The organism is Halobacillus aidingensis (assembly GCF_900104185.1).
GTDB classification, from domain to species: Bacteria; Bacillota; Bacilli; order Bacillales; family Halobacillaceae; genus Halobacillus; species Halobacillus aidingensis.
The window spans coordinates 1-22,414 of record NZ_FNIZ01000007.1 but is presented as its reverse complement, the minus strand read 5'-3'; the positions used below and the strand labels follow the sequence as shown (position 1 = coordinate 22,414).

At 45.5% G+C, this 22,414-nt stretch carries 28 protein-coding genes and 1 pseudogene; 10 read left to right on the top strand and 19 right to left on the bottom strand.

The genetic code is table 11. From position 1 onward, the window contains the following. The first annotated feature begins 219 nt into the window (after window positions 1–219). Window positions 220–858, top strand: a complete 639-nt coding sequence (locus BLS23_RS08395) for a FusB/FusC family EF-G-binding protein (protein WP_089652107.1) — start codon at window positions 220–222, stop codon at window positions 856–858. Window positions 859–898: 40 nt separating this feature from the next. Here the strand turns inward: BLS23_RS08395 and BLS23_RS08390 are convergent, their stop codons facing one another. Beyond that, entirely contained in the window at window positions 899–2,335 is a 1,437-nt protein-coding gene (locus BLS23_RS08390) for an MDR family MFS transporter (protein WP_089652106.1), read from the bottom strand. Window positions 2,336–2,375: 40 nt separating this feature from the next. Then, window positions 2,376–2,918: a GNAT family N-acetyltransferase gene (locus BLS23_RS08385; protein WP_089652105.1), complete on the bottom strand. Its 543-nt coding sequence runs from the start codon at window positions 2,916–2,918 to the stop codon at window positions 2,376–2,378. A 128-nt stretch (window positions 2,919–3,046) separates the two neighbouring features. On the opposite strand from BLS23_RS08385, the gene guaC reads away from it, so the two are divergent. Continuing rightward, complete coding sequence (guaC, locus tag BLS23_RS08380) at window positions 3,047–4,030, top strand: GMP reductase (RefSeq protein ID WP_089652104.1); 984 nt, start codon at window positions 3,047–3,049, stop codon at window positions 4,028–4,030. 22 nt (window positions 4,031–4,052) lie between these two features. Here the strand turns inward: guaC and BLS23_RS08375 are convergent, their stop codons facing one another. The 5 genes from BLS23_RS08375 to BLS23_RS08355 form a co-directional block, all read right to left on the bottom strand. Then, window positions 4,053–4,523 (bottom strand): GyrI-like domain-containing protein, encoded by a 471-nt coding sequence (locus BLS23_RS08375; protein ID WP_244157133.1) that lies wholly within the window; start codon window positions 4,521–4,523, stop codon window positions 4,053–4,055. Between the two features lie 200 nt (window positions 4,524–4,723). Further along, window positions 4,724–5,587 (bottom strand): cupin domain-containing protein, encoded by an 864-nt coding sequence (locus BLS23_RS08370; RefSeq protein ID WP_089652103.1) that lies wholly within the window; start codon window positions 5,585–5,587, stop codon window positions 4,724–4,726. A 118-nt stretch (window positions 5,588–5,705) separates the two neighbouring features. Next, entirely contained in the window at window positions 5,706–6,164 is a 459-nt protein-coding gene (locus tag BLS23_RS08365) for an SRPBCC family protein (RefSeq protein WP_089652102.1), read from the bottom strand. Beyond that, complete coding sequence (locus tag BLS23_RS08360) at window positions 6,161–6,505, bottom strand: MerR family transcriptional regulator (RefSeq protein ID WP_089652101.1); 345 nt, start codon at window positions 6,503–6,505, stop codon at window positions 6,161–6,163. Before BLS23_RS08360 ends, BLS23_RS08365 begins: the two co-directional genes overlap by 4 nt. Window positions 6,506–6,553: 48 nt before the next feature. Continuing rightward, window positions 6,554–6,997: a GyrI-like domain-containing protein gene (locus BLS23_RS08355; protein ID WP_244157153.1), complete on the bottom strand. Its 444-nt coding sequence runs from the start codon at window positions 6,995–6,997 to the stop codon at window positions 6,554–6,556. A 65-nt stretch (window positions 6,998–7,062) separates the two neighbouring features. Between BLS23_RS08355 and BLS23_RS08350 the strand changes: the two genes are divergently transcribed. Then, a complete protein-coding gene (locus BLS23_RS08350) occupies window positions 7,063–7,425 on the top strand; it encodes a VOC family protein (RefSeq protein ID WP_089652099.1) in 363 nt (120 codons plus the stop codon). 6 nt (window positions 7,426–7,431) lie between these two features. Here BLS23_RS08350 and BLS23_RS08345 read toward each other — a convergent pair whose 3' ends face one another. From BLS23_RS08345 to BLS23_RS08320, 6 genes are all read right to left on the bottom strand, one after another. Next, on the bottom strand, window positions 7,432–7,728 hold the full coding sequence (locus BLS23_RS08345; protein WP_089652098.1) for a hypothetical protein: 297 nt from the start codon (window positions 7,726–7,728) through the stop codon (window positions 7,432–7,434). A gap of 5 nt (window positions 7,729–7,733) precedes the next feature. After that, window positions 7,734–8,177, bottom strand: coding sequence for a GNAT family N-acetyltransferase (locus BLS23_RS08340; RefSeq protein ID WP_089652097.1), 444 nt, complete (start codon window positions 8,175–8,177; stop codon window positions 7,734–7,736). Window positions 8,178–8,190: 13 nt separating this feature from the next. Beyond that, entirely contained in the window at window positions 8,191–8,490 is a 300-nt protein-coding gene (locus BLS23_RS08335; protein ID WP_089652096.1) for a hypothetical protein, read from the bottom strand. A 25-nt stretch (window positions 8,491–8,515) separates the two neighbouring features. Further along, on the bottom strand, window positions 8,516–8,695 hold the full coding sequence (locus BLS23_RS08330; RefSeq protein ID WP_089652095.1) for a hypothetical protein: 180 nt from the start codon (window positions 8,693–8,695) through the stop codon (window positions 8,516–8,518). A 13-nt stretch (window positions 8,696–8,708) separates the two neighbouring features. Further along, complete coding sequence (locus tag BLS23_RS08325; protein ID WP_089652094.1) at window positions 8,709–9,134, bottom strand: DUF4871 domain-containing protein; 426 nt, start codon at window positions 9,132–9,134, stop codon at window positions 8,709–8,711. A gap of 118 nt (window positions 9,135–9,252) precedes the next feature. Beyond that, entirely contained in the window at window positions 9,253–9,864 is a 612-nt protein-coding gene (locus BLS23_RS08320) for a hypothetical protein (protein WP_089652093.1), read from the bottom strand. 372 nt (window positions 9,865–10,236) lie between these two features. Between BLS23_RS08320 and BLS23_RS08315 the strand changes: the two genes are divergently transcribed. The 4 genes from BLS23_RS08315 to BLS23_RS08300 all read left to right on the top strand — a co-directional run bounded on the left by BLS23_RS08315 (window position 10,237) and on the right by BLS23_RS08300 (window position 13,981). Continuing rightward, the gene (locus BLS23_RS08315) at window positions 10,237–10,737 is read left to right on the top strand and encodes a peroxiredoxin family protein (RefSeq protein WP_089652092.1); all 501 of its coding nucleotides are present in this window, start codon (window positions 10,237–10,239) and stop codon (window positions 10,735–10,737) included. Window positions 10,738–10,851: 114 nt separating this feature from the next. Further along, window positions 10,852–12,693, top strand: a complete 1,842-nt coding sequence (locus tag BLS23_RS08310; protein WP_089652091.1) for a terpene cyclase/mutase family protein — start codon at window positions 10,852–10,854, stop codon at window positions 12,691–12,693. 157 nt (window positions 12,694–12,850) lie between these two features. Further along, window positions 12,851–13,078 (top strand): YuzF family protein, encoded by a 228-nt coding sequence (locus BLS23_RS08305; protein WP_089652090.1) that lies wholly within the window; start codon window positions 12,851–12,853, stop codon window positions 13,076–13,078. 12 nt (window positions 13,079–13,090) lie between these two features. Next, on the top strand, window positions 13,091–13,981 hold the full coding sequence (locus tag BLS23_RS08300; RefSeq protein ID WP_089652089.1) for a manganese catalase family protein: 891 nt from the start codon (window positions 13,091–13,093) through the stop codon (window positions 13,979–13,981). Window positions 13,982–14,011: 30 nt separating this feature from the next. Here the strand turns inward: BLS23_RS08300 and BLS23_RS08295 are convergent, their stop codons facing one another. The 5 genes from BLS23_RS08295 to BLS23_RS08265 all read right to left on the bottom strand — a co-directional run bounded on the left by BLS23_RS08295 (window position 14,012) and on the right by BLS23_RS08265 (window position 18,860). Then, on the bottom strand, window positions 14,012–14,485 hold the full coding sequence (locus BLS23_RS08295) for a DMT family transporter (protein ID WP_089652088.1): 474 nt from the start codon (window positions 14,483–14,485) through the stop codon (window positions 14,012–14,014). An 11-nt stretch (window positions 14,486–14,496) separates the two neighbouring features. After that, window positions 14,497–15,192, bottom strand: coding sequence for a Crp/Fnr family transcriptional regulator (locus BLS23_RS08290; RefSeq protein WP_089652087.1), 696 nt, complete (start codon window positions 15,190–15,192; stop codon window positions 14,497–14,499). Window positions 15,193–15,209: 17 nt separating this feature from the next. Next, entirely contained in the window at window positions 15,210–15,635 is a 426-nt protein-coding gene (locus BLS23_RS08285; RefSeq protein ID WP_089652086.1) for a DMT family transporter, read from the bottom strand. A gap of 647 nt (window positions 15,636–16,282) precedes the next feature. Continuing rightward, a complete protein-coding gene (locus BLS23_RS08270; protein ID WP_089652083.1) occupies window positions 16,283–17,797 on the bottom strand; it encodes a potassium/proton antiporter in 1,515 nt (504 codons plus the stop codon). A gap of 172 nt (window positions 17,798–17,969) precedes the next feature. Next, complete coding sequence (locus BLS23_RS08265) at window positions 17,970–18,860, bottom strand: NAD(P)/FAD-dependent oxidoreductase (protein WP_089652082.1); 891 nt, start codon at window positions 18,858–18,860, stop codon at window positions 17,970–17,972. A gap of 110 nt (window positions 18,861–18,970) precedes the next feature. Here BLS23_RS08265 and BLS23_RS08260 point away from each other — a divergent pair, with 110 nt between their 5' ends. The 3 genes from BLS23_RS08260 (at window position 18,971) to BLS23_RS08250 (ending at window position 22,058) form a co-directional block, all read left to right on the top strand. Next, window positions 18,971–20,527 (top strand): ABC-F family ATP-binding cassette domain-containing protein, encoded by a 1,557-nt coding sequence (locus BLS23_RS08260; protein ID WP_089652081.1) that lies wholly within the window; start codon window positions 18,971–18,973, stop codon window positions 20,525–20,527. 145 nt (window positions 20,528–20,672) lie between these two features. Further along, complete coding sequence (locus BLS23_RS08255; protein WP_089652080.1) at window positions 20,673–21,311, top strand: YczE/YyaS/YitT family protein; 639 nt, start codon at window positions 20,673–20,675, stop codon at window positions 21,309–21,311. 72 nt (window positions 21,312–21,383) lie between these two features. Next, entirely contained in the window at window positions 21,384–22,058 is a 675-nt protein-coding gene (locus BLS23_RS08250; RefSeq protein WP_089652079.1) for an NAD(P)H-dependent oxidoreductase, read from the top strand. On the opposite strand, the pseudogene BLS23_RS22005 reads toward BLS23_RS08250, so the two are convergent. Then, window positions 22,020–22,414 (bottom strand): annotated as a pseudogene (locus BLS23_RS22005) (transposase); the annotation flags it as partial. The gene BLS23_RS08250 and the pseudogene BLS23_RS22005 overlap by 39 nt on opposite strands.

The following is a 22,414-nucleotide window of genomic DNA, read 5'->3' as shown; positions in this document are numbered from 1 at the left end:
TTTTGGTACCGGGTACAGAAATCCGAGAGCGGGTACCAGGTACCCACTTCCCAATAATTGTACCCGGTACACCAACGTAAGGGATGTGTACCTGGAACCACCCCGAAGAGTCCAGGTGCCAGGTTTGCTGCTCAGTCATGAACATGGAAGGCGAAACGTTTGATAGAAAAGACATGCTCTGAAATAATAAGATGAAAACCATTGAACGGGGGTTCGATCATGGAACGATTCATCCGCACTGATCAGTATCATTTCATAAAAAATCAGGCTCACAACCTGCTGAATGGCCATATGACAACGAACGATGCCTCTGTGACACAGGCACTCAAATCGATCACGAACGAAAAAGTGTTGGAATTATTTACGGATCTTTCACCAAATCAGGAACAATTGATAGCCCAAGCGAGTGAAGTCAAAGATGAAACCGATGCGATTCTTTACTTCTCCAGATTGAAGCAATATGTGGTTCCTTTTCCTAAACTCACAGAAGCTGATATCCAAACGTTGTTTCCGAAAGTGAAGAAACTGAGAGTCCCTACCATCCCTGATGAAGAATGGACGGAGCTTTCCTATATCGGATGGAACGATGCGTCAGCGAATCGAAAATACATCATAACGACAGTGGATGGTAACCTTACAGGGTTGTACGGTCATTACAAACCGCTCCAGCAAAAAAGCATTTGCTCGATTTGCCACGAGCATGAAAAAGTAGGCATGTTCACCGCTACCTTCAAGGGAAAAAACAATGAAGAAACGATCAGCCGCGGCAACTATATTTGCCATGACAGTAAGAAATGCAATGAAAACATCCAGTCCCGTGAACCTCTCGAATCCTTTATAAAACGAATGAAAGCATAAAAAGAAGCAGAACCTTTCCTCTTGGAAAGGTTCTGCTTCTTTATGATTGCTGTTCCGGGGAATAATCCGGAGCCACGGCTTTTCTAATGAACAAAGAAACGATAAATGTGAGGACGGCAAGACCTAAAGCGAACCAATACGCCTGGTGCACCCCTGCTGTCATAGCCTGGTCCATGACTTCACCTGTCACTTCTCCTGATACGTTGTTCAAATAGCTTCTTTCTCCCTGACTCATGATGCTTACGAAAATAGAAACACCGAGGGCCCCACCGATTGGCTGCAATGTATTGGCAATAGCCGTTCCGTGAGGGTACAAATGCTTTGGAAGCTCATTCAAAGCATTGGTTTGAGAAGGCATAAGCACCGCTGAAACCGCCAGCATCAATAACACATAGGCAAGAATAAAGGACCAAACAGGAATGGAAGGTCCGATATTGCTGAAGAAAATCATGACACCTACAAGGACTAATGTACCCGGAATAATTAATTTCCTTGGACCGAATTTATCAAAAAGTGTCCCCATCACCGGCGACATCAAACCATTTAATAGAGCTCCAGGAAGCAGCAACAACCCGGCGGTCTTGGCTGAAAACCCTAATGGGCCCTGCAGATACATCGGCATGACGATTTCTGACGCGAACATCGCCATAATCACGATAACGAAAATGGTGATGCCTCTCGCATAGCTTTTATACGTAAATACGCGCACATCCAACAAAGGTTCTTCCAATTTCAATTGTCTCAGAACAAATAGAATCAAACTAAGAAAGGCGACGCCTAAAATGATAAGGATATTAACAGAAGAGAACCCTTCTCCACTTTCCCCGGCGCTGCTGAACCCATAGACGATCCCACCAATTCCAATGGAGGACAAGACGATCGAAAGGACATCCGCTTTCGGACGCGTCACTTCACCTACATTTTCCAAATACTTGATGGCGAACAGAATCGAAAACAATGCAAACGGAATGACGGTAATGAACAACCATCTCCAACCCAGCACGTCTACGATAACACCGGAAAGTGTTGGCCCAATGGCTGGGGCGAACATGATGACAAGACCGAACGTCCCCATGATCCGACCACGTACTTCCGGTTCATAAAGCAGTAACAATGCGTTCATGATGACAGGAATCAATAACCCTGTTCCTACCGCCTGAATCATCCGTCCTGTCAACAGCATCGGAAAATTAAAGGCAGATGCTGCAATGATCGTCCCTGCTAAGAAAACCGTCATGACACCGATGAACATTTGTCTCGTCGTGAACCATTGGATGAGTAATGCAGAAACCGGCATCAACACACCCATGACCAGCATGAAGCCGGTGGCCATCCATTGGACCGTGGGCGCTTCCAGCCCGAAAACTTCCATTAGTTCTGTGAGTGCAATATTAAGTAACGTCTCATTCAAAACGGCAAAAAATGCGCCGATCATGAATGTAGCGAGTATGATTTTTCTATTGTAGTGCTTTTCCATCTCTATCCCTCTACTTCTCTTTATTTAAAATCCGAACATTCTACTTCTTCCATTCGTCTGCTAGAATTCCATAGATCGTGTGGTCGACATAATGGTCATACAACCATTCTGCACACCTGATTGTGCCTTCCTCCTTGAACCCAAGCCGTTTGGGGATCGCAGCGCTTTTTTCATTTCCACTTGCCACACGAATCTCCACTCGGTTCATGTTCAATTCCAATAAGGCGTAATCAGTCAACGCTTTGGCCACTCGTGTCATGATTCCCTTTCCCTGGAACTCTTGCCCGAGCCAGTAACCGATTTTCACGATTTTATTGGTGTGGTCGATTTCATTGAACCCTGCCGTACCAGCAATGTCACCATTATAGATTACCATAGTTGTCATGCTTTTGTTTTCTGAAAAGCCTCGCCTTCCAGATTCAATAAATGATTTCGTGTCTTCCACTGTTTTCGTAAAATCAAGCCATGGCAGCCACTCACGCAAATACTCGCGAGATCCATCTGTCAGTTGAAATAATGCATCCGCATCTTCTGGACCTGCAAGTTTGAGTGAAAGCTCACGATCAACCTTATGTACAAACATACTTTCTCCCCCTTTTTCATCATTTTACCATGAACCTTTGACAACGGAACAAAGATAAGGTAAATTACAAATGTACGAACAATAAAATTAATTAACCATAAAAATATTCGGTTTTAGGAGTGACATCCATGGAAAATGTATTTGATTATGAAGATATTCAACTGATTCCCGCAAAATGTGTCGTAAACAGCCGTTCGGCTTGTGATCCATCCGTAAAGCTCGGCAACCATACATTCAAACTTCCTGTCGTACCAGCGAACATGCAGACGATCATTGATGAAACGATCGCTACTCAATTAGCACAGGACGGTTATTTCTATGTCATGCACCGCTTTGAGCCGGAAACTCGTTTGTCTTTCGTCGAAAAGATGCATGCACAAGGATTGATTGCTTCCATCAGTGTCGGTGTGAAGCCAGAGGAATACGAGTTAGTCCAGATGTTAGCAGCGAAGGAACTGGCGCCGGAATACATCACGATCGATATCGCTCACGGACATTCGACGGCTGTTATTGATATGATTCAACACATCAAACAACAGTTACCGGAAACGTTTGTGATCGCCGGAAATGTCGGAACACCTGAAGCTGTGCGTGAACTTGAAAATGCAGGCGCCGATGCCACAAAGGTCGGAATCGGCCCGGGGAAAGTATGCATCACAAAAATTAAAACCGGCTTTGGTACAGGTGGCTGGCAGCTGGCAGCGTTGCGCTGGTGTGCAAAAGCAGCAAGCAAACCCGTCATCGCTGATGGAGGCATCCGCACACATGGAGACATCGCCAAATCCATCCGTTTTGGAGCGAGGATGGTCATGATCGGATCTCTTTTCGCAGGCCACGAAGAGTCCCCTGGTGATACGGTTGAAAGAGACGGTAAGCTTTACAAGGAATACTTCGGCTCCGCTTCTGAGTACCAAAAAGGGGAAAAGAAGAACGTGGAAGGTAAGAAAATGTTTGTGGAACATAAAGGGGCCCTCCAAGATACGTTGACGGAAATGGAGCAGGACCTGCAATCCGCCATCAGTTACGCAGGCGGAACTGATCTTGACAGCATCCGCCACGTCGATTATGTCATCGTCAAAAATTCCATTTTCAATGGAGATAAAGTCTATTAAAAAAGAGCCCTCCCAGGGCTCTTTAAGTTTTGATCGGAATATAAATTTCAAAATGAGGGTCATCAAAATCCCGGTCAATCGGATACTTTTCGAATTTCAATGGCAGCCCATCGTAATATTCCGTGTCAGATTCAAGGTACGGCTCCCCATTTCCATCTCGGAACCATTGGTAAATCGATGCATAGGTTTCACCGATCTCTCTGCCTTTGGGATGATGAACGTTCATATATGTATGATGCGGTACGTTCATTTCCTCATACTCTGCATGACTCTTCTCATTTTCCACCTCGAAACCGCTAAAATGGACAAAGCCATTTTCAATCGTATGAAAAGATAACCCCCATTGGTAATCCGGATCCACAGGTTTTATTTCTTCTTTTTCGCTCCCCACCTTTTTAATCACTTCTTTTAATCCAGGGATTTGTTCATAACTTCCTTCCCATTTACGTCCTCTTACCTTGAACGCAGGTAAAGCAACAATGTTGACTTCCACGACATGACCTCCTTTATTCATTAGATTCTCCATGCCTGAAGCCATTTCCTCCAGAAACCTGTGTAACTTAAAAGTATTTGATTGAAAGATTCCAAGGCAATGCGGGACCTAAGAGTCTTGCGATGAACCTCCTATACCCATCTTTCTATCTATTCCTTAAAACATAAAAGAAGGACCTCCGTTACAGAAGGTCCTTCTTTTTACTCTTCAGCAGCCATAGCGTCGGCTTTCGTTTTATGAACCGTGCCGAAAGGATGCTCAGGCGGTGCATAGATGGAATAAAGTTTCAACGGCTGTTGACCTGTATTTGTCAGATTATGCCACTTACCTGCAGGTACCATGATAGCGAAATCATCAGACACTTGCTGCTGGAAATTCAACTGATCTTTGGTATCCCCCATTTGGACGAGTCCTTGCCCTTCTTCAATCCTCAAAAACTGATCCACGTCAGGATGGAGTTCTAAACCGATATCATCCCCCACCGCGATACTCATCAACGTCACCTGTAAATGGTCTCCCGTCCATAGAGCTGTCCGGAATGTACGATTTTGTGTCGTCGCTTCTTCGATATCGAGGACGAATGGCTGCCCGCCATAATCTTTGATTACAATCCGGCCTTCTCCCCGAGACAGTGCTACGATTCGGTTGGTCGTAACAGCCTTATCGTGACAGGCTCTGTAGAATACATCCCCCAGCTGATTCCCCTGGTTTTCCATATACGCTTTTTGATACTTTTCAAATTCTTCGACCCCTTGGTCATACCCGGCTCTCAACCCTTCTTCAAACGTGCGGAAGTTCGCTTCTTCTCTTTCATATTCCGGTTGCTCGCCAGTGAATGATGTATATAAATTCTTAAAATGGTCCAAGTGCCTTTTCTCATTCTCTAATGCTTGACGGATTTCGCTTTTATACGACTCATCTGGTGCTACATCAACCAATTGACTGAAGATTTGAATGGCAGAATCTTTCTTTTTGATTCCTTCTAAAATATCTTCGGTGTTTTGCTCAGCACTTCTAAACGACCCAGCATTCGGGTATCCATACCCATACGGAATGTGACTCATACACCTCATCCCCTTCTCCAAACTATAAACATTTCTATGCAGGGAAAGAGGAAATCATACGTGTACACATTTCCATATCATGGACAAGGCATAACAAAACCCGTCCTCACACGGGTTCTTAAACGTTCGTATGCGTCGCTTCTTTTTCAACACGATCGAGAAATTCTTCTACGACACGCTCATTCCCCTTTTTATTCGCCAGTTTCATCATGGCCTTTCCGACGAAGTTTACACCTTTGTTTTGGCCGGAATAAGTGAGCCTTGTATGTTCTTCATCCACTTTCTCCAGTAAAAAAGAGGCGGTCACTTCAAAAGCTCGTCCGATGACGAAAGCGATTTTCTTATGCTTGCTCTCAGGAGATTCTTCATAGGCAAGCGTCTCTACCGTATAGGTTTCCAGGCGCTTTCCTTCCCGATACGTTTGGCGGTGTTTGGCCCCTACTTCTGTTTCCGTTTTTTCAATCAGTTCATGCTCTTCCACTTTTGGCATGATTCGTTTGATGTTGTAGTCTCTGAAAAGCTCCCACACTTCATCGATGGGTGATGCAATCACTCTATCATTTTCCCATTGGATCATTCATCTTCCTCCCTGCCAGATTCTAAAAATGCATCAATATCAGCAAGTCTTTCTTGGAGATCATGAATCTCTTCATGGATCTTTCTGCGTTTTTCGAGCAGAAGTTCTTCCATGTGTAAAAAGGATTCATCCTCCATCACTTTTACCATTTCCTGAATGGTGAAACCAAGCGCCCGGAGCTTCCCGAGCATGAGCGCTAAAAAGTAACTGCCATCATCATAATACCTGTAACGGTTATCTGGATGAATGTACGCAGGCTCAAGCAATCCGACCTCTGCATAGTACCGGAGCGTTTCTTTACTGAGCCCGGTCAGTTCTGAGAATTCGCTGATTTTATACACGGTGTGCCCTCCCACTTCCTATAGTAAACCGTGGGGTGCACCACAGAGTCAAGTCCGTACCGTTTCCCAAAGTTCCATGTGGAGCTGTTCCTTGTCCTGCCATGAATGGTAAACTTCCACATGCCAAGCCTCCAGGTCTCGGGGATATCCCTCCCGCTCCATCCATTCGTGCAGCGAGGCATAAGCTTCTCGTATTCCATCGTTTGAACCTTTATATGTAGTCATAACATACGTTTGTTTTTCTATTTTCAAATGGTCCATATCATCTGGAATGGTTGCGTCCTGATCCATAGGGACTCCGATCCAATACCCATCATCCTCTTCCTTACACTCTCCCGGGATAAAAGCTCCCACTTGGACGTCCGCATCAGGAAAACGCCGGCGAAGTTTTTCAGCTGCTTTTGGAATTTCTAAAATGTAATCTTCTCCATCACACACAACTCTGTAACCTATGAGAGTGAAGGCTTCTTTTTCTTCCACCTTGTTATTCATTTTCAAAAAAATGACATCCTTTCATGGTATGGTAGTAATATAAACTTTTTATAGGAGGGATCGATTTGAAAAGTCCGATCGACAACCGCCTCAATACGACATTCATCCCTGTCACTGACATCAAACACTCCGCTCAATGGTACAGTGCATTGATTGGAGAACCTTATACTGAGGAAAATGTCCATCCCCCTGTTTACCATCTCCCGATGACGACTCATACAGGCGTCATCCTTGATGCAGGGTCAGAAAATGTTGAACCATCGCCGCATCCCCTTTTCAATCTTCATACAGATGATATCGATGCATCCTACCGCTTCGTCGAGCAGCTTGGTTACATCATCAAGAGTGATATTCAAAGGTTTGACGACATTTCTTTTTTTAACATTCAAGACCCGGACGGGAATGTCGTTATGGTTTGCACAGGATAAAACTCCCTATCCGTACACATATTGAAGCGAACCGAAGAACAAATAAAGCATGAAAGTAGCTAAGGAAAAAACCACGGTGGCCCTCCCATGTTTCACGGCCCTTCTTATGTAAATCACAACAGGTGCACAGAGCAACGCCAGCCAAAAGATCATAAGCACCAGCGGCACCTGTATTTCCCATATGTGTTCGATGCCGTATAACAAAGGATAGTTGGCGATCAAGCCGCACAACAAGAAAACCCCCATCCCGTTCTCTCTTACTCTCCACCACCGCCATCTTCGATCAAACTCCTCACCTTTCATCTATCTCATCCTTCAGGAAAGGACTTTTTATAAACATAACTGACCCGGTCGTAATCCACTTTTCCTTCATAAAACCGATGAGCCATCAGCCTGCTGATCCCAGAAGAAAGAGCGACACTTCCCAGTCCATGTTCTTGTGCCCAATCTTCAACGAAAGTCAGCAACTCCTCCCCGTATCCTTGAGAACGATGCGCAGAAGATGTAACTAAATCACAAACCCAGACGAAACGACCATAATATAAGGTGGTCATCTCTTTGAAACCCGTAACGGCAACCACCTCTTCCCCCGCATATAGAGCAAAAAGATGATAGCGGTCCACGTCCATCGCCTCTTCCACCAATTCCACATACTGCTCTTCACTTAAATGTGACCTCAATTCCTTCATTACCGGATACGCAGATTTAATTTCTTCTGTAGTCTTCAACTCGATCACTTCACTACCTGTCATACCTTTTCCCTCCTCAATGATTGATGATGGCTATTACCCATGGAGATGCTAGAAGCAGCACCGATCCGAACACAATGATTCTAGTCATACTTCTGGAGAGTTTCTTTTTTCCTTTCCCCTTGTACCAACCAGAAAACTGCCAGCGGTTTCTGTAAAGCACGAATAGAATTCCATACACACCGACGGCGCCAAGCCATTGGTACTCTCCGGATAAAGGATGGACGTTATAGAAAGGACCAAGAACGACCCAGACCAGCGCACCTCCGAAAATGAACAGGAAAACGATCCGCACCAACTCTAATAAGACTCTCATAAAATAAAAACCTTTCTAAATAAACTTAAAGACTCATACCGATGTAGATGACCATCGCCGCGACGAAAAAGCTTGCCAGGAACAATCCTCTTTGGATGCGTGTCCAATTTTTCATCCATCCCCACCGCTTCCGATCATGATCGAACCAAAGGTAATCTAGAAGAATGGCGATCGCTAAAATGATTACGAACCCTGCCGTTTCCACATGAAACCCTCCTTTATTCCTTCACATGCACAAGGATTGTCCCGAACGACTCCCCGTCAATTCTCGTATTCAACTTCCATTCTCCGCTCTTTGGTAGAGACATATTCGATGGAAGAGACGCATCTGCTCCATTCACCGGCCCCGCGATTTCTGAAGCTTCCAGAACGGTGACTGTTTTCCCCGTTTCCGTATGTGTGCCTGTTACTTTGAATGCACCCTCTAGTTCTTCTTCACTTCCCCAAAAGTGCCACATGTACTTTTGCGTTTCACCTTCGATCCATGGGGCATCGATGAAAGCGACTCTGTCAGGAATTCCTCTCATCGTGTAGGATCCGGCTTCGAACTCTTCGGTTTTTGTGGTAACGGGAGACTCTTCATTTCCGGTCTGCTGACAGCCTACAAACATCATGAATAAAGCCATCCATATAATTTTTTTCATAACATCCTCCTCTGCAATATTCCCTAAGAAAGGAAACTCTTTCTTAATGACTGAAGTGACCCCCGAAGAAGGAATTTTAAAGGACTCTAATCAAAGGCCTTCTTTTCTTAACTGCCATTCAATAACTCATTTGAAGCATCTCATCCCCAGAAGACGGACTGTACACAAAACGCCCACCCCCTCGTTCAATCCGCAGGTTCTCTTTCATAAAAACGAAGAGTTCTTCCATCTTTTCTTCATCATCATCCAATGCAGCCCGGTCCAAGTCTATAATGACATTTGGAACAAGGTTCAAGTCTTTGAAATCAGGCAGCGAATCCTCCCCCTGGTACTTGCCAGGTACATCAGAGATATGTACCAAATGGGACACCACATCTTCCATATCCTTAACAAATGGTTGAAGATCCCTCTCTAGTTGTTCTTCATAATAACTACTTGCATAGGTATCCTTCATGACTTGGGAATCCCTTGTTTCATAGATTAGAAAATTGACCCCTGTTTTCTTATGCGTTACTTTTGCAGCGTAATCGAATTCGTGATTTCCCATATTGTCATAGAGCACGTCGTAGACTTCCGCCTGTCCATCAAAATGTTTTTGTATATAATCTTCTCCAAGCTCTTTCGCCTTCGTTTCCATACTCGCATTTGGGGCCATTTCATAAATGAAAAGTAAGATGATCGCTATTACGATGGTTCCGATACTCCCGATGATCCAAAGAATTGCTTTCACCTTCTCACCACCCTTTCTCAATTATACCAAAATATGGGTATCTTTTTCTCTTATTCATCTAAACGGTTATCCACCTTGCTCCTTTTCATAGAATGAAAGGCTGAGCTCCTTTTGCATTTTCAAGGAAAGAAAGGGTATGTCAGTTTTTTCGTTACAACAAATCCATTAGGTATGTCACGCCCTTCCTAATGAATTCAATACAACACTTGTAAATCCTTTAATAAGAAAACAACCCATTACTCCTACATGTCTCTCCTAAGTACACTAGATGAACGAAACCATATCATTGGATGTCGAAAAAAATAATTACTTTTAACTAGAAAAGGGTATGGGGATGTATGAGCGATAAAAATGAAAAGGGAGTGTCATTCCATGAGCTTTAAATTATATCAGCATGCCCCGGACTTCAAACTGTCTTCCGTCCAGGGAGAAGAGTTCCATTTTTCCGAGGACTTAAAAGGAAATAACCATTGGTACTTATTCGTATATTTTCGCGGTTCGTGGTGCCCTGTGTGCATGAGTGAGCTGGACGAGTTCCAGAATACGTTAAGTTACTTTGAAGAACACGACATCAAATTCGCCGCGATTACACATGAAAGCAAGGATAGTTTGGAAAAAATGGTGAGTGAACATGACTTCACCTTTCCGATTCTAATGGATGAGAACCTTGAGTTTCTCTCCAACTACCAGGTTCATTACCATGATGAGCATGCACCCTATGAAGATCACGGAACGCATGGAGAGCCTGCTTACTTTTTAACAGATGAACAAGGGCGCGTCCTTTACCAGCAGCGACAGACAAGTCCGTTCGGCCGTCCGCATCCGGATGAAATCAGAAAGATCATCAAGTATATCCGAGAGAATATGAAATAATGAAGAGCGAGCTTCTATCTTGGAAGCTCGTTTTTTATGCGTAAAGAGCTCCTTCTGAATCAAGCATCCGCTTCATATAAAAAAGTAGGATGGAATAAAAGAGGGTGAATCATTGTGGACGAAAGGATCCATGAAGCAATTGCTCAACTGACTGCTGAGATTCATGCACACCAGACGGACGACGGGATTTTTCATTTTTGTTTTGAAAACAGTCTGATGACCGATGCCAATATGATTCTTCTGCTCCAAACGTTTACGAAAGAAAAAGAGCTCATCAAACGGTTGTGCGCACGTCTCTCTTCTCTTCAAAACGAAGAAGGGTACTGGAAGCTCTATGCGGACGATGAAGGGAACCTTTCCGCAACGATTGAAGCGGTTTTCGCTCTTCTTTACGCTGGATACTATACAAGTGATGACCTCCAGATCAAGAAAGCCAAAGCATTTATCCGGAAGCACGGCGGGCTGAACCGTGCTCATTCTTTGACCAAAATCACATTGGCCATCCACGGACAGTATCCATGGCCGAATCTATTCCATTTGCCTGTTCACATCATTTTACTACCTCCTTCTTCTCCCATTTCTTTCTTTGATTTCAGTAGTTACGCTCGCATTCACATGGCACCGATTCTCCTCTTATCCGATCAACCCTTTGTGATGAAAAACAAACAAATCCCTGATATGAGTGACTGCTTCATTCGGGAGGATCAAGAGCTGCTTCCTGAGGAAAGCCGGTCGTTATTGACAAGTGTCCAGGATGCCGTCAAATCCCTGGCTGGACTTCCTCATAAACTCTATCTGCTCTCAAGGCAGCGCCTGCTCACCTACATGCTGCAGCGCATCGAGTCGGACGGAACACTATACAGCTATTTCTCTTCGACTTTTTATATGATTTATGCTTTGGTGAGTTGTGGTTATCAAAAGCATGACCCTATAATCAAACAAGCCATCCAGGGGCTGATCCATCATGCTTGTTCCACGGAGCGTGGTCTCCATATTCAAAACTCACCTTCTGATATATGGGATACGGCATTGTTGAGCCATGCCCTTCAAGGGCCTCCCGCATCCGATGTCCCTTTACATGAAGCAGAACAATTTCTTTTGAAGCACCAACAGACCAAATTCGGAGACTGGATGGTAACGACCAGTCATACAGAACCCGGCGGATGGGGATTTTCTAAAAGCAACAGGATTCATCCGGATGTCGATGACACCACAGCAGCTTTACGAGCCCTTAGTAAAGACCCATCCCTCCAGAGCCACTACACGAGAGGCTTGAAGTGGGTACTCGCGATGCAGAATGATGACGGCGGTTGGCCTGCTTTTGAGAGAGGGAAGACGAACCCTCTCATGACGTTTGTTCCCATGGACGGGGCGGAGTACGCAAGCATCGACCCTTCGACAGCGGACTTGACGGGACGGACACTCGAATTTCTCGGTACCGACGCACGTTTCCCTCTAACGGAACCTCGTGTGCAAAAAGCTCTGAACTGGCTGCGCTCCCATCAGGAAAATGATGGGTCCTGGTATGGACGCTGGGGAATCACTTACATTTACGGAACCTGGGCCGCCCTCACGGGTATGCGTGCCGTCGGAGTAAGCAAGGATGACCGTTCCATCAAAAGAGGCGTTCAGTTTATTGAAAGCATTCAGAATGAAGACGGTGGATGGGGAGAATCGTGTAAAAGTGATCAGGAGAAAATCTACATTCCTTTAGGAGATAGTACCCTTTCGCAAACCTCCTGGGCTCTGGATGTCCTGATGGCGGTGTACGAAAGACGGGTACCGAGCATTGATAGAGGAATCGCTCGTTTGCTTCGAAAACTGGAAGAGCAGGATTGGACGTATGAATACCCCACAGGAGCAGGTCTTCCAGGAAACTTTTACATCTACTATCACAGCTACAACTATATTTGGCCGCTCCTCGTATTGAAGAAATACTTATCGCTCAGTCCTTAGTTACTGGGAGGTGAGCGATTCAGAAAAGTTGCTAATATACCGCAAACCATTATTGGGCATACAAACCTTCGCCTCTTTTTCCAACGAATGATGCCTAAAACGGAGGTTTGTACATATACATCATTAAGTGAGACTACCTGCGAAGGGAGCAGAATGAATGAATTCTCAAAACGTGTCTATGAATTCCGCCATTGATCCATATGTGTACCAGACGCTCATGTCCATTCAAGGCACCCCTGTCGTCGTCCAGACGACGCAAGGGTCAGTACGCGGAGGATTGAAGACGGTCATGCCGGATCATATTGTCGTCGAGGTGAGTGGGACCCCATTTTTCGTACGGACCCAGCAGATCGTCTGGGTGTTTCCTGATCAACGCTACAAGTAAAAGGAGGATGTCATGTTTAAGCGACTCGACCGGATGCAGATTGCTCTAACCATTCCTGAACACGGCGACGCGAATGCGGCGGCTGCTGTTCAAGAACTTTTAGGTGGAAAGTTCGGCGAAATGTCTACGTTGAATAACTACATGTTCCAGTCCTTCGCTTTTCGCCAAAAGAAAAAACACCGTCCATTTTACGATCTAGTTGCAAGTATTACAGCGGAAGAATTCGGGCATGTCGAACTCGTAAACAATTCCATCAACCTGCTCACTCGCGGAGTGACTTTTACCGGGGATCCTAATATCGCTCCCCTTCAAAACGGCTTGAACAAAAGGAATTCGTATCAATTCATTGCTACAGCACAAACGGCCCTCCCAGGCGATTCAATGGGACGGGCCTGGACAGGAGACAATGTTTTTTCAAGTGGTAACCTGGTGCTGGATCTATTACACAACTTTTTTCTCGAGCTCGGTGCACGAACACATAAGATGCGTGTCTATGAAATGACCGATCACCCGACGGCACGTGAAATGATCGGCTACTTACTTGTCCGAGGAGGTACGCATGCCCTTGCTTATGCGAAAGCTTTAGAGATCGCCACAGGTGTCGATGTAAAAAAAATGCTCCCTGTTCCTGATCTCGACAACTCTAAGTTCGATTATGCCCGCCCCTACATCGACCAGGGACTGGATAACATCCTGTACACATGGAGCGACTATGATTACCAGGAAATCAAAAAGATATGGAAAGGGACGAACCCTGAGAACGGTGAGCCGCTTCAAGTCATTCAAGGTACTCCAAAAGGCGCTCCGATTCCGGATCTCGATGACCTGCCGGAAGAATTCGCACCTGGCATCGACCGGGATGATTATGAGCGGATTGCCAAGAAACTGATGGAGAATATGTAACGAAAAAAAAGCGTGATCCTCCATTTGAGGTCACGCTCTCATTTGTTCCATTTCCTCTTCTTCTTCCACAGGTGGTTTTTCCAATTTATACACTAGCACCCCACCGATCAACAAAGCGATTCCCACAAGCTTCGTCACCGAAAGAGGAGCAGCATCGAAGCCAAACCATCCTCCCGTATTGACGGCAAAAGCGATGACGATTTGTGATATGAGAGCTATAGAAATCGCATAGGCAGGGCCGATCAGTGTAACCCCGCGCATGAGGCAGAACACGATCCCTACTCCGAAAACGCCACTGAACAGAAAGATTTTGTTCACATCTCCGAATTCAAACAAGCTCCTTTGTTCCATAGCATAAAAGACGGGCAGAGAACAGACAAGCCCTAAACCGAGTACAAGTGATGTCGTCGCCCACGCTCCTGTTTTTTCACTGACGCGCGCATTGAACACATTCTGCATACTGATCAAAATACCTGCCACGACAGAAAATAATACGCCAAGCATTATATCCCTCCTTATTCATAGATATTTCCGTTTGCCAAGTTTCGGAGTTTTTCCAAATCTTTAATCTTAATCGACCCATTCGCTCGTACGATAATCTCATCTGAGACCATTTTTTTCAGCACTCTGTTCAAATGGCGGTAACTCGTCCCCACCCATTCGGCGAGTTCTGTCAGATTCGCCGTCCGCATCTCCTGATGAAAAAGTGTCCCTTCCCCATCTGAAGAAATCGATAAGAAATAACTGGCCAGCCGCACTTCGACAGGATAGAGCATATGCAGGCTAGACGCTTGGGATTCGGAATAAAACTTGTGCGCCACCGTCTCCAGTAAAAACCGAATGAATGGAGGATGATTCCTTTCGAGATCCTTCAAGTCCTCAAAGGATGCAGCAATCATCACTCCATCAGATACAGCCTCGACAGAATTGATGACCGAGCTACCTTTTACATATTCGACATCACCGATGACTCCAAGCGGACGTTTGAACCGGTTGATTAAAGACTTCCCTTCCGGCGTCAGGGTGAAAATTTTGATCTTCCCCTCAACGAGTAGATACATGTCATTCAACGTTTCCCCAGGTGCAAAAAGAACATCACCTTTTGTAAATGTGAACACGTTGATTTTTGGAACGAATTCTTCAGGAAAGATCCGTGCCAGATCGTACTTTTCGATATATGGATGTGGATTGATTTTTTTGTTTTCTTTCATAAAAAACGAACTCCTTTTTACAACTGGAAAAGGATGACACCCACGAGCATCATAGCGATACCGATTCCCTGCCTTTTCGTCACAGGAATTTTGTTCTCACCGAACCAGCCTTTGGATTCGATGACAAAAGCCGTGCCGATTTGTGCCACGAGTAGAATGGCGATGGCACTCGCCGGGCCGATCATTTTGATTGCCGTCAATTCTGCAAAAACGACGACAACTCCAAACGTCCCTCCAATCAAATAAAGGAAGGGCACTCTTTTAAAGCTTTTCCCTTTTCCATCTCTGACATAAAAATAAACGAGAATGGATATCGTGAAGGCGACCAGATGGACCATCGAAGTGGTATGCCAGCCTCCTATAGAATCACTCATCCTCGCATTGAAGATGCCCTGCATCGTGATGCACAAGCCTCCGAGTAGTGAAAATAAAGCACCTTTCATCGTTCATCCTCCTGTTCTGAAATCCATTTAAAAGGATGAAGGCGATTTCGGAAAGGACATATGTCCTAAAGCCTTAAATTCATCACATATTCAACAAAATCCCAGGGTTGTGGAAGACTCGATTTTGAGATGTTCCGGGGTTCGTTTGCCGTGTTGAGCATAAGGGGTGGCTGGGAAGCAGCTCGCTTTCCTGTGGGGGAGCGCCGAGCTTCCTCGGACTGCGTCCTGCGGGATCTCGCCTGTCTCCTTCTCCCACGGGAGTCTCGCAGCTTCCCAACCACCCCATCCAATTTATGTGAGAAACGAACCCCTTTCCTGTACAGCGCTCTATAACAAGCTTTTCGCATGAAGAATAGCTTCCTTAGGAGGTCATTCCCCACCAAATACCATGTGTATAAAGGCAGCTTATTCCGGAAGTGGTTTCGAGATAATTATATTGGCAGAGGGGCGGAGGAGAATGGCGAGACTCCTGCGGGAAAAAAGTGCTTGGTGAGACCCCACAGGACGCAGTCCGAGGAGGCTCACCGCGCTCCCGCGGAAAGCGAGCCATTCCCCGCAGCCCCTATCCACTCAACAAAAGTCTCGAAACTGACCCTTCACAAAAGGGACCTTTAGTGGAAAAGATGCATCCATAAGAAAAAGACGCTTTAGGAAGAAGCGTCTTTTTCTTTCATGAGCTGTTCACTTTTTTGTACACGCTGCTCCAACGTTTTCTTCAGCTGTTCCTTGTACTTATCTTCCACAAGAATGTACAGGAAGTCTCCGGCTTTGATTTCCGTTTCTCCATAAGGCGTGATGACTTCATTGTTCCGGATAATGGCACTGATGTTGGCGCGATTCGGGAAGCTGACTTCGTGAAGCTTTTTGCCGACGACGGCTGATTCGTCATTTGTTTGATATTGAATCATTTCCGCCTTGGCATTCCCCATGGAAATCAATTCAATGCTGTGGTGCGGGATGTCTTTTTTCGGTCCGACCAGGTTCATTTTTTTCGCCACAAGCGAAATCGTAGATCCCTGGACGAGTGCTGAGGTCAGCACAACGAAGAAGACGAGATTGAATAAGGCCTGACTGTTCTGCAGCCCCTCCACAATAGGAAAGGTTGCAAGGACGATCGGTACAGCCCCGCGCAAGCCTGCCCAAGATATGAACAGTTTTTCTTTCGTTGAATAGTTCATCTTAATCATCGATAAGAAAACAGCAATCGGTCTTGCGATTAAAATAAGCACGATCGATAGCAATATCCCGTTGACCATGATAGAAGCTGTAAACAATTCACTTGGGAATACATAAAGCCCTAGGATAACGAACATGAGAATTTGCGCCATCCAGGCAAATCCTTCATTGAACTGGAAGATCGAATAACGATACGTCAGTTCACTATTTCCGATTACAAGTGCCGCTACGTAAACGCCTAAGAATCCACTACCTCCACTAAAAGCGGTGATGCTGTAGGTCGCCAAAGCAAAAGCAACGGAAAAAATCGGATACAAGGCACTTGAATCCAATTTGATGCGATTGATGGATGCAGATGCCAATCTCCCTAATGCTAGACCAATAATGATGCCAAGGCCCATTTGAATGAAAAACGTCGGGATGAGCATCCAGAACGATGATTGTTCTGAGGTAATCAATTCAATGAGAGACAATGTCAAAAAGACGGCCATCGGGTCGTTCGTTCCAGACTCCGCCTCGAGGGTGGCCCCCATTTTCGCCTTGATGTTTCTTTCTTTCAATGCCGCAAAAACGGCCGCTGCGTCGGTTGATCCAACGATGGCACCGAATAAGAACGATTCCAACCAACTCAATTCGAACAATAAATAGGCGGCAAGCCCCACGATAAGCGAAGTGATCAACACCCCAAAAGTAGCGAGGGATAACGAAGGTACAGCAACGGAGCGCACCGTCCCCCATTTCGTATGTAGACCACCTTCGAATAAAATGATAACGAGGGCAAATACACCGATGACCTGGGCCGTGCCGGCATCACTGAAATAAACGATTCCGAGTCCTTCACTGCCAAAAGCCATGCCGACCATGATGAACAAGATCAATGCAGGGATGCCCCAACGGCTGGAAAACTTCGCTACAAGCACACCGCTGAACAATAATAATGCAGTAAGTAATAAAAATGAATCCGTCCCAAAAGCGTCAAAAAACATGTAGGTTTCGATTCTCCTTATGCACTCAATTTAATTTGAATGATTTGGGTTTCTGTCTTTGAAAACAGTAGATGGAGCGTGGGTAGATGAAACAAAAGTAGAATGTTCATGATAGGAAATGTAAATGATATATCCATCATTATCCTATATCCATGAGTTGAAATCAAAGAAATCACCTTCTCTCTTTTAACCATTTGTGTATCCATACACTAGCCTGTGCCCCGTCCCCCATAGCTGTCGTCACGAATTGAGAATGGTCTACCACATCCCCCGCTGCCCATACGCCTTCCATACTGGTCATTTTTGTCCTTGGATGCACAACGAGGTGTCCTTTCTCTGTTGCATCAGCTCCGAGTTTGACCGCTAGATCCGATTGCACCCGATTCCCACTGAAAGCAAGAAAAGCTTTTTTGATCTCCCAGCGATGGTCGTCCGCTGTCAGAACGGCTTCTAGTAAGCCTTGGTTGTGCTCGAACTTGCTGACTTCCACCTGCTGAACAAGGATTCGGCGGTCTCGAAGCTTCCCTTGCATCTCAAGAGATAAAGGCGCCCCGCTATGATTAAAGAAAATGATATCGTCGCTCCAGTCTTTTAACGTAAGCGCCAGTTGCGCCCCCGCTTCTCCACTCCCCACAACTGCGGTCTTTTTGCCTGTGATTTCATACCCATCACAGTCCGGACAAACATAAATGGATAAGCCTAAGCATTCTTTGATGCCGGGAATAGGTGGGAACTTTTCATCAATCCCTGTAGCAAACAAGACCGTTCGAGTCGGGATTGCTTCCCCCTCTTCTGTTTCAACGATGAAATTTGAATGGACATCGACGACTTTCCCTTCCAGTGTTTCCACCCCAAAGGATTCCGCTTGTTTTTTACCGTCATGACGGAGCTGTTGGCCACTGACTCCATCAGGAAACCCGATGATATTGTTATACCTGTGGCACAGACTGGACCGCCCTTGGCCACTATCGATCATTAACACCCTATGCTGGTACCTTCCGAGCATGATTCCTGCCTGCAAACCTGCGATTCCTCCACCGATGATGATGCAATCATAAGACAAACCCACCCACTCCTTTCCTCAACTCTTCCTACTTTTCCCCTATCGTTTCCCCTCATTCCCCTTTATAATATAGAAGGACGAATCTAACGATAGAAAAGGTGTTAACTAAAATGAGCTTACTCACAGTGAAAAACTTGAGCCACGGCTTCGGGGATCGTGCGATCTTTGATGACGTGTCTTTTCGTTTGTTAAAAGGAGAACACATCGGCTTGATCGGAGCGAATGGTGAAGGCAAGTCGACATTCATGAATATCATTACAGGAAAACTTGAGCCGGATGCCGGGAAGATCACCTGGTCGAAGCGGATCCGTATCGGTTACCTCGATCAGCATGCTGATTTAAAACAGGGCATGACCATCCGTGATGTTTTGCGTACAGCATTCCAATACTTGTTCGATATGGAACAGGAGATGAACGATCTTTTTGCAAAGATGGGCGAAGTCGATCCGGATGAACTTCAGGATCTATTGGAAGAGACAGGTGTCCTTCAGGATATGCTGACGAATAATGACTTCTATACGATTGATGCCAAAGTGGAAGAAGTGGCGAACGGACTCGGTCTGAATGAAATCGGACTCGAGCGTGATGTGCATGACCTTAGTGGCGGGCAGCGTACGAAAGTCTTACTTGCAAAACTGTTACTGGAAAAACCGGAAATTCTGCTTCTCGATGAGCCGACCAACTACTTGGATGTCGAGCATATCGAATGGCTGAGAACGTATCTTCAGGAATATGAGAATGCCTTCATCCTCATTTCCCATGACATTCCGTTCCTGAACAGTGTCGTCAACTTGATCTATCACATGGAAAACCAGGAGCTGAGCCGCTACCCTGGCGACTATGATGAATTCCTCCGCGTTTATGATATGAAGAAACAGCAGTTGGAAGCCGCTTATAAGAAGCAGCAGAAAGAAATCGCCAACCTGAAGGATTTCGTCGCCCGCAACAAAGCCAATGCTGCGACAAGTAAAATGGCGATGAGCCGTCAGAAGAAACTTGATAAGATGGACGTCATCGAACTGGATGCCGAAAAACCAAAACCGCAATTCAACTTTAAACAAGCCCGGACACCCGGAAAATATTTGTTTGAAACGAAAGACCTTGTCATCGGTTATGATGAGCCTCTGTCCAGGCCTTTGAACCTATCGATGGAACGCGGTCAGAAAATCGCCTTGTCCGGGGCGAACGGAATCGGTAAAACGACTTTGCTGAAAAGTATTCTCGGTGAAATCCAGCCGGTTTCAGGATCCGTCGAACTTGGGGAACATTTGCACATCGGTTACTTCGAGCAAGAGTTGAAGGAAATCGGTGACAACACGTGTATCGAGGAAGTATGGGAAGAGTTCCGTCACTTCACCCAATACGAGGTGCGAGCGGCGCTAGCGAAATGCGGATTGACTCGTAAACATATCGAGAGTAAAGTCCAAGTATTGAGCGGAGGGGAAAAGGCGAAAGTGCGCCTCTGTAAATTGATCAACAAAGAAACGAACCTGCTCGTACTCGATGAGCCGACGAACCACTTGGATGTAGATGCCAAGGCTGAGTTGAAGCGTGCGTTGAAAGAGTACAAAGAAAGCGTCCTGCTCATCTCACACGAACCTGAATTTTATGAAGATGTCGTCACAGATGTGTGGAACTGCGAAGACTGGACGACAAAAGTCTTTTAAAAGAGGAAATCCTCCTATGGTGGGCGTCCATTTTCTTTCCAAATTTTTTTGATTGACCTATAAAATAATCGCTAATAAAATGTGGTCACGATTTAGAGGAATCCTCTACTCGTGACCACTTTTTTATGGAAAGGAGGCATTTGTCATGCTTTATCGTGCCACGGTTTACCTTGTCGGGATGTTCATCAATTTCTTCGGGGTCGCCCTTCTTATCAACGCGACGCTCGGAGCTGGATTTTGGACTTCGTTTTTCATCGGAGTCTCCGATCACTTCGGTTATACCGTCGGTTTTTGGTACGGAGCTTTTCAATTGATCATCATCTTCATCAATGCCAAGTTGATGAATACACTCCCTGAATCGAGGGCGGTCGTACCTGTGTTTCTGGAAAGCTTGATCTTGGACTTCTGGCTGGAAATTGTTTTTACTCCGATCAACTTATCAAGCGCCCCTTTCGCTTTGCAAGTCTTGGCGCTGCTTGCAGGAGTCGGGTTCATCGGATTGGGAGTCGCGATCTACATCCTCCCTCAGTTCCCGAGAGCTCCAGTCGATCAGCTGTTCCTTGCCGTAAGTTCCAGGTTTCAATTGAGTCTTCAGACAGGTCAAACGTTGGTCGCGGTGGTCATGACAAGCTTTGCTCTTGCCATTGGTGGACCGGTCGGACTAGGAACCCTTGCACCGATGCTCTTTCTTGGACCCGTGATTCAATACTTCTACACAAGGGCATATCCGATCTATTATCGTTTACATCCTGGTGGAGAAGCCGCTTATCAGGAAGCTGTGTAAAGCATAAATCATGAATTCTCTCCCTCCCCTGTGGTATATTATTTTGGAAATCAAAGAAGGAGGGAAAGAAAGATGAGTGACAAAGAAACGAAAAAGCAGGAAATTTTAGACGCGGCCAAGTTCAGGCATGCGACCAAGCAATTCGACCCGAATCAAACCATTCCAGAAGATGATTTCAAATTCATTCTGGAAGTCGGCCGCTTATCTCCGAGTTCGTTCGGTTTCGAACCATGGCGGTTTGTCGTCGTTCAGAACCCTGAACTGAGACAAAAAATCAAAGACACAGCCTGGGGTGCGTATGGGAAACTTCCGGATGCCAGTCACTTCGTTATTTTCCTCGCAAGGACGAGGAAAGATACCCAGTATGATTCCGAATACTTGCAAGATCACTTCAAAAACGTCAAACAACTACCTGATGATTTCCTGGAAAAATATTTGAGCCGGATCGAAGAATTCCAAAAGGAAGACTTTAAACTTCTTGAAGGCAACCGCCCTCTTTATGACTGGGCTGGAAAACAAACGTACATTGCTCTATCCAACATGATGACAGCCGCAGCTGAAATCGGCATCGACTCCTGCCCGATTGAAGGCTTTAACATGGAGAAGATGAACAATCTTCTGGAAGAAGAGGGTCTTCTCGAAGACGGGAGCTTCGGCATTTCGGTCATGTGCGCCTTTGGATACCGTGCCCAAGAACAGCCTGAGAAATCACGCCGCTCTCTTGACGATGTAGTAAAATGGGTCTAATAGATAAAAAAGAGGCTGGGACATAACCAGTCGAAAACGTAAAAAAGGGTTCCGGTCATCGAATTTTGATGACCGGAACCCTTTTTTACTGAGTTTATCTTATCATTGGTTAGACGGTTTCCGTTTCTGGCCGTGTACTTTCTCAAGTTCACGGCCAGGAAGGCAAATCCTAATTCATTTTCCACACACTCTTTGCCCCTCACGGACATTCGAGTGAAACGCAAATTAGCCTTCAAAAATCCAAAAACTGGCTCTACGTCTACCTTACGTTTTCCGTAGATTTCACCCGTTTTCTCGTCTGAAAGCTTCTCCTTCACGCTATTCTTTTGTTGCTCCCACTTCTCGTTGTAATAGAC

Coding starts and splice junctions, on each gene's coding strand:
- BLS23_RS08370 (WP_089652103.1), bottom strand. CDS start 5,587: ATGAGTCACATTCCGTATGGGTATGGATACCCGAATGCTGGGTCGTTT.
- BLS23_RS08255 (WP_089652080.1), top strand. CDS start 20,673: ATGCTTTATCGTGCCACGGTTTACCTTGTCGGGATGTTCATCAATTTC.
- BLS23_RS08260 (WP_089652081.1), top strand. CDS start 18,971: ATGAGCTTACTCACAGTGAAAAACTTGAGCCACGGCTTCGGGGATCGT.
- BLS23_RS08325 (WP_089652094.1), bottom strand. CDS start 9,134: ATGAAAAAAATTATATGGATGGCTTTATTCATGATGTTTGTAGGCTGT.
- BLS23_RS08285 (WP_089652086.1), bottom strand. CDS start 15,635: ATGAAAGGTGCTTTATTTTCACTACTCGGAGGCTTGTGCATCACGATG.
- BLS23_RS08385 (WP_089652105.1), bottom strand. CDS start 2,918: ATGTTTGTACATAAGGTTGATCGTGAGCTTTCACTCAAACTTGCAGGT.
- BLS23_RS08250 (WP_089652079.1), top strand. CDS start 21,384: ATGAGTGACAAAGAAACGAAAAAGCAGGAAATTTTAGACGCGGCCAAG.
- BLS23_RS08290 (WP_089652087.1), bottom strand. CDS start 15,192: ATGAAAGAAAACAAAAAAATCAATCCACATCCATATATCGAAAAGTAC.
- BLS23_RS08315 (WP_089652092.1), top strand. CDS start 10,237: ATGAGCTTTAAATTATATCAGCATGCCCCGGACTTCAAACTGTCTTCC.
- BLS23_RS08335 (WP_089652096.1), bottom strand. CDS start 8,490: ATGAGAGTCTTATTAGAGTTGGTGCGGATCGTTTTCCTGTTCATTTTC.
- BLS23_RS08305 (WP_089652090.1), top strand. CDS start 12,851: ATGAATTCTCAAAACGTGTCTATGAATTCCGCCATTGATCCATATGTG.
- BLS23_RS08355 (WP_244157153.1), bottom strand. CDS start 6,997: ATGAATAACAAGGTGGAAGAAAAAGAAGCCTTCACTCTCATAGGTTAC.
- BLS23_RS08340 (WP_089652097.1), bottom strand. CDS start 8,177: ATGACAGGTAGTGAAGTGATCGAGTTGAAGACTACAGAAGAAATTAAA.
- BLS23_RS08300 (WP_089652089.1), top strand. CDS start 13,091: ATGTTTAAGCGACTCGACCGGATGCAGATTGCTCTAACCATTCCTGAA.
- BLS23_RS08365 (WP_089652102.1), bottom strand. CDS start 6,164: ATGATCCAATGGGAAAATGATAGAGTGATTGCATCACCCATCGATGAA.
- BLS23_RS08295 (WP_089652088.1), bottom strand. CDS start 14,485: ATGCTTGGCGTATTATTTTCTGTCGTGGCAGGTATTTTGATCAGTATG.
- guaC (WP_089652104.1), top strand. CDS start 3,047: ATGGAAAATGTATTTGATTATGAAGATATTCAACTGATTCCCGCAAAA.
- BLS23_RS08395 (WP_089652107.1), top strand. CDS start 220: ATGGAACGATTCATCCGCACTGATCAGTATCATTTCATAAAAAATCAG.
- BLS23_RS08270 (WP_089652083.1), bottom strand. CDS start 17,797: ATGTTTTTTGACGCTTTTGGGACGGATTCATTTTTATTACTTACTGCA.
- BLS23_RS08345 (WP_089652098.1), bottom strand. CDS start 7,728: ATGAAAGGTGAGGAGTTTGATCGAAGATGGCGGTGGTGGAGAGTAAGA.
- BLS23_RS08390 (WP_089652106.1), bottom strand. CDS start 2,335: ATGGAAAAGCACTACAATAGAAAAATCATACTCGCTACATTCATGATC.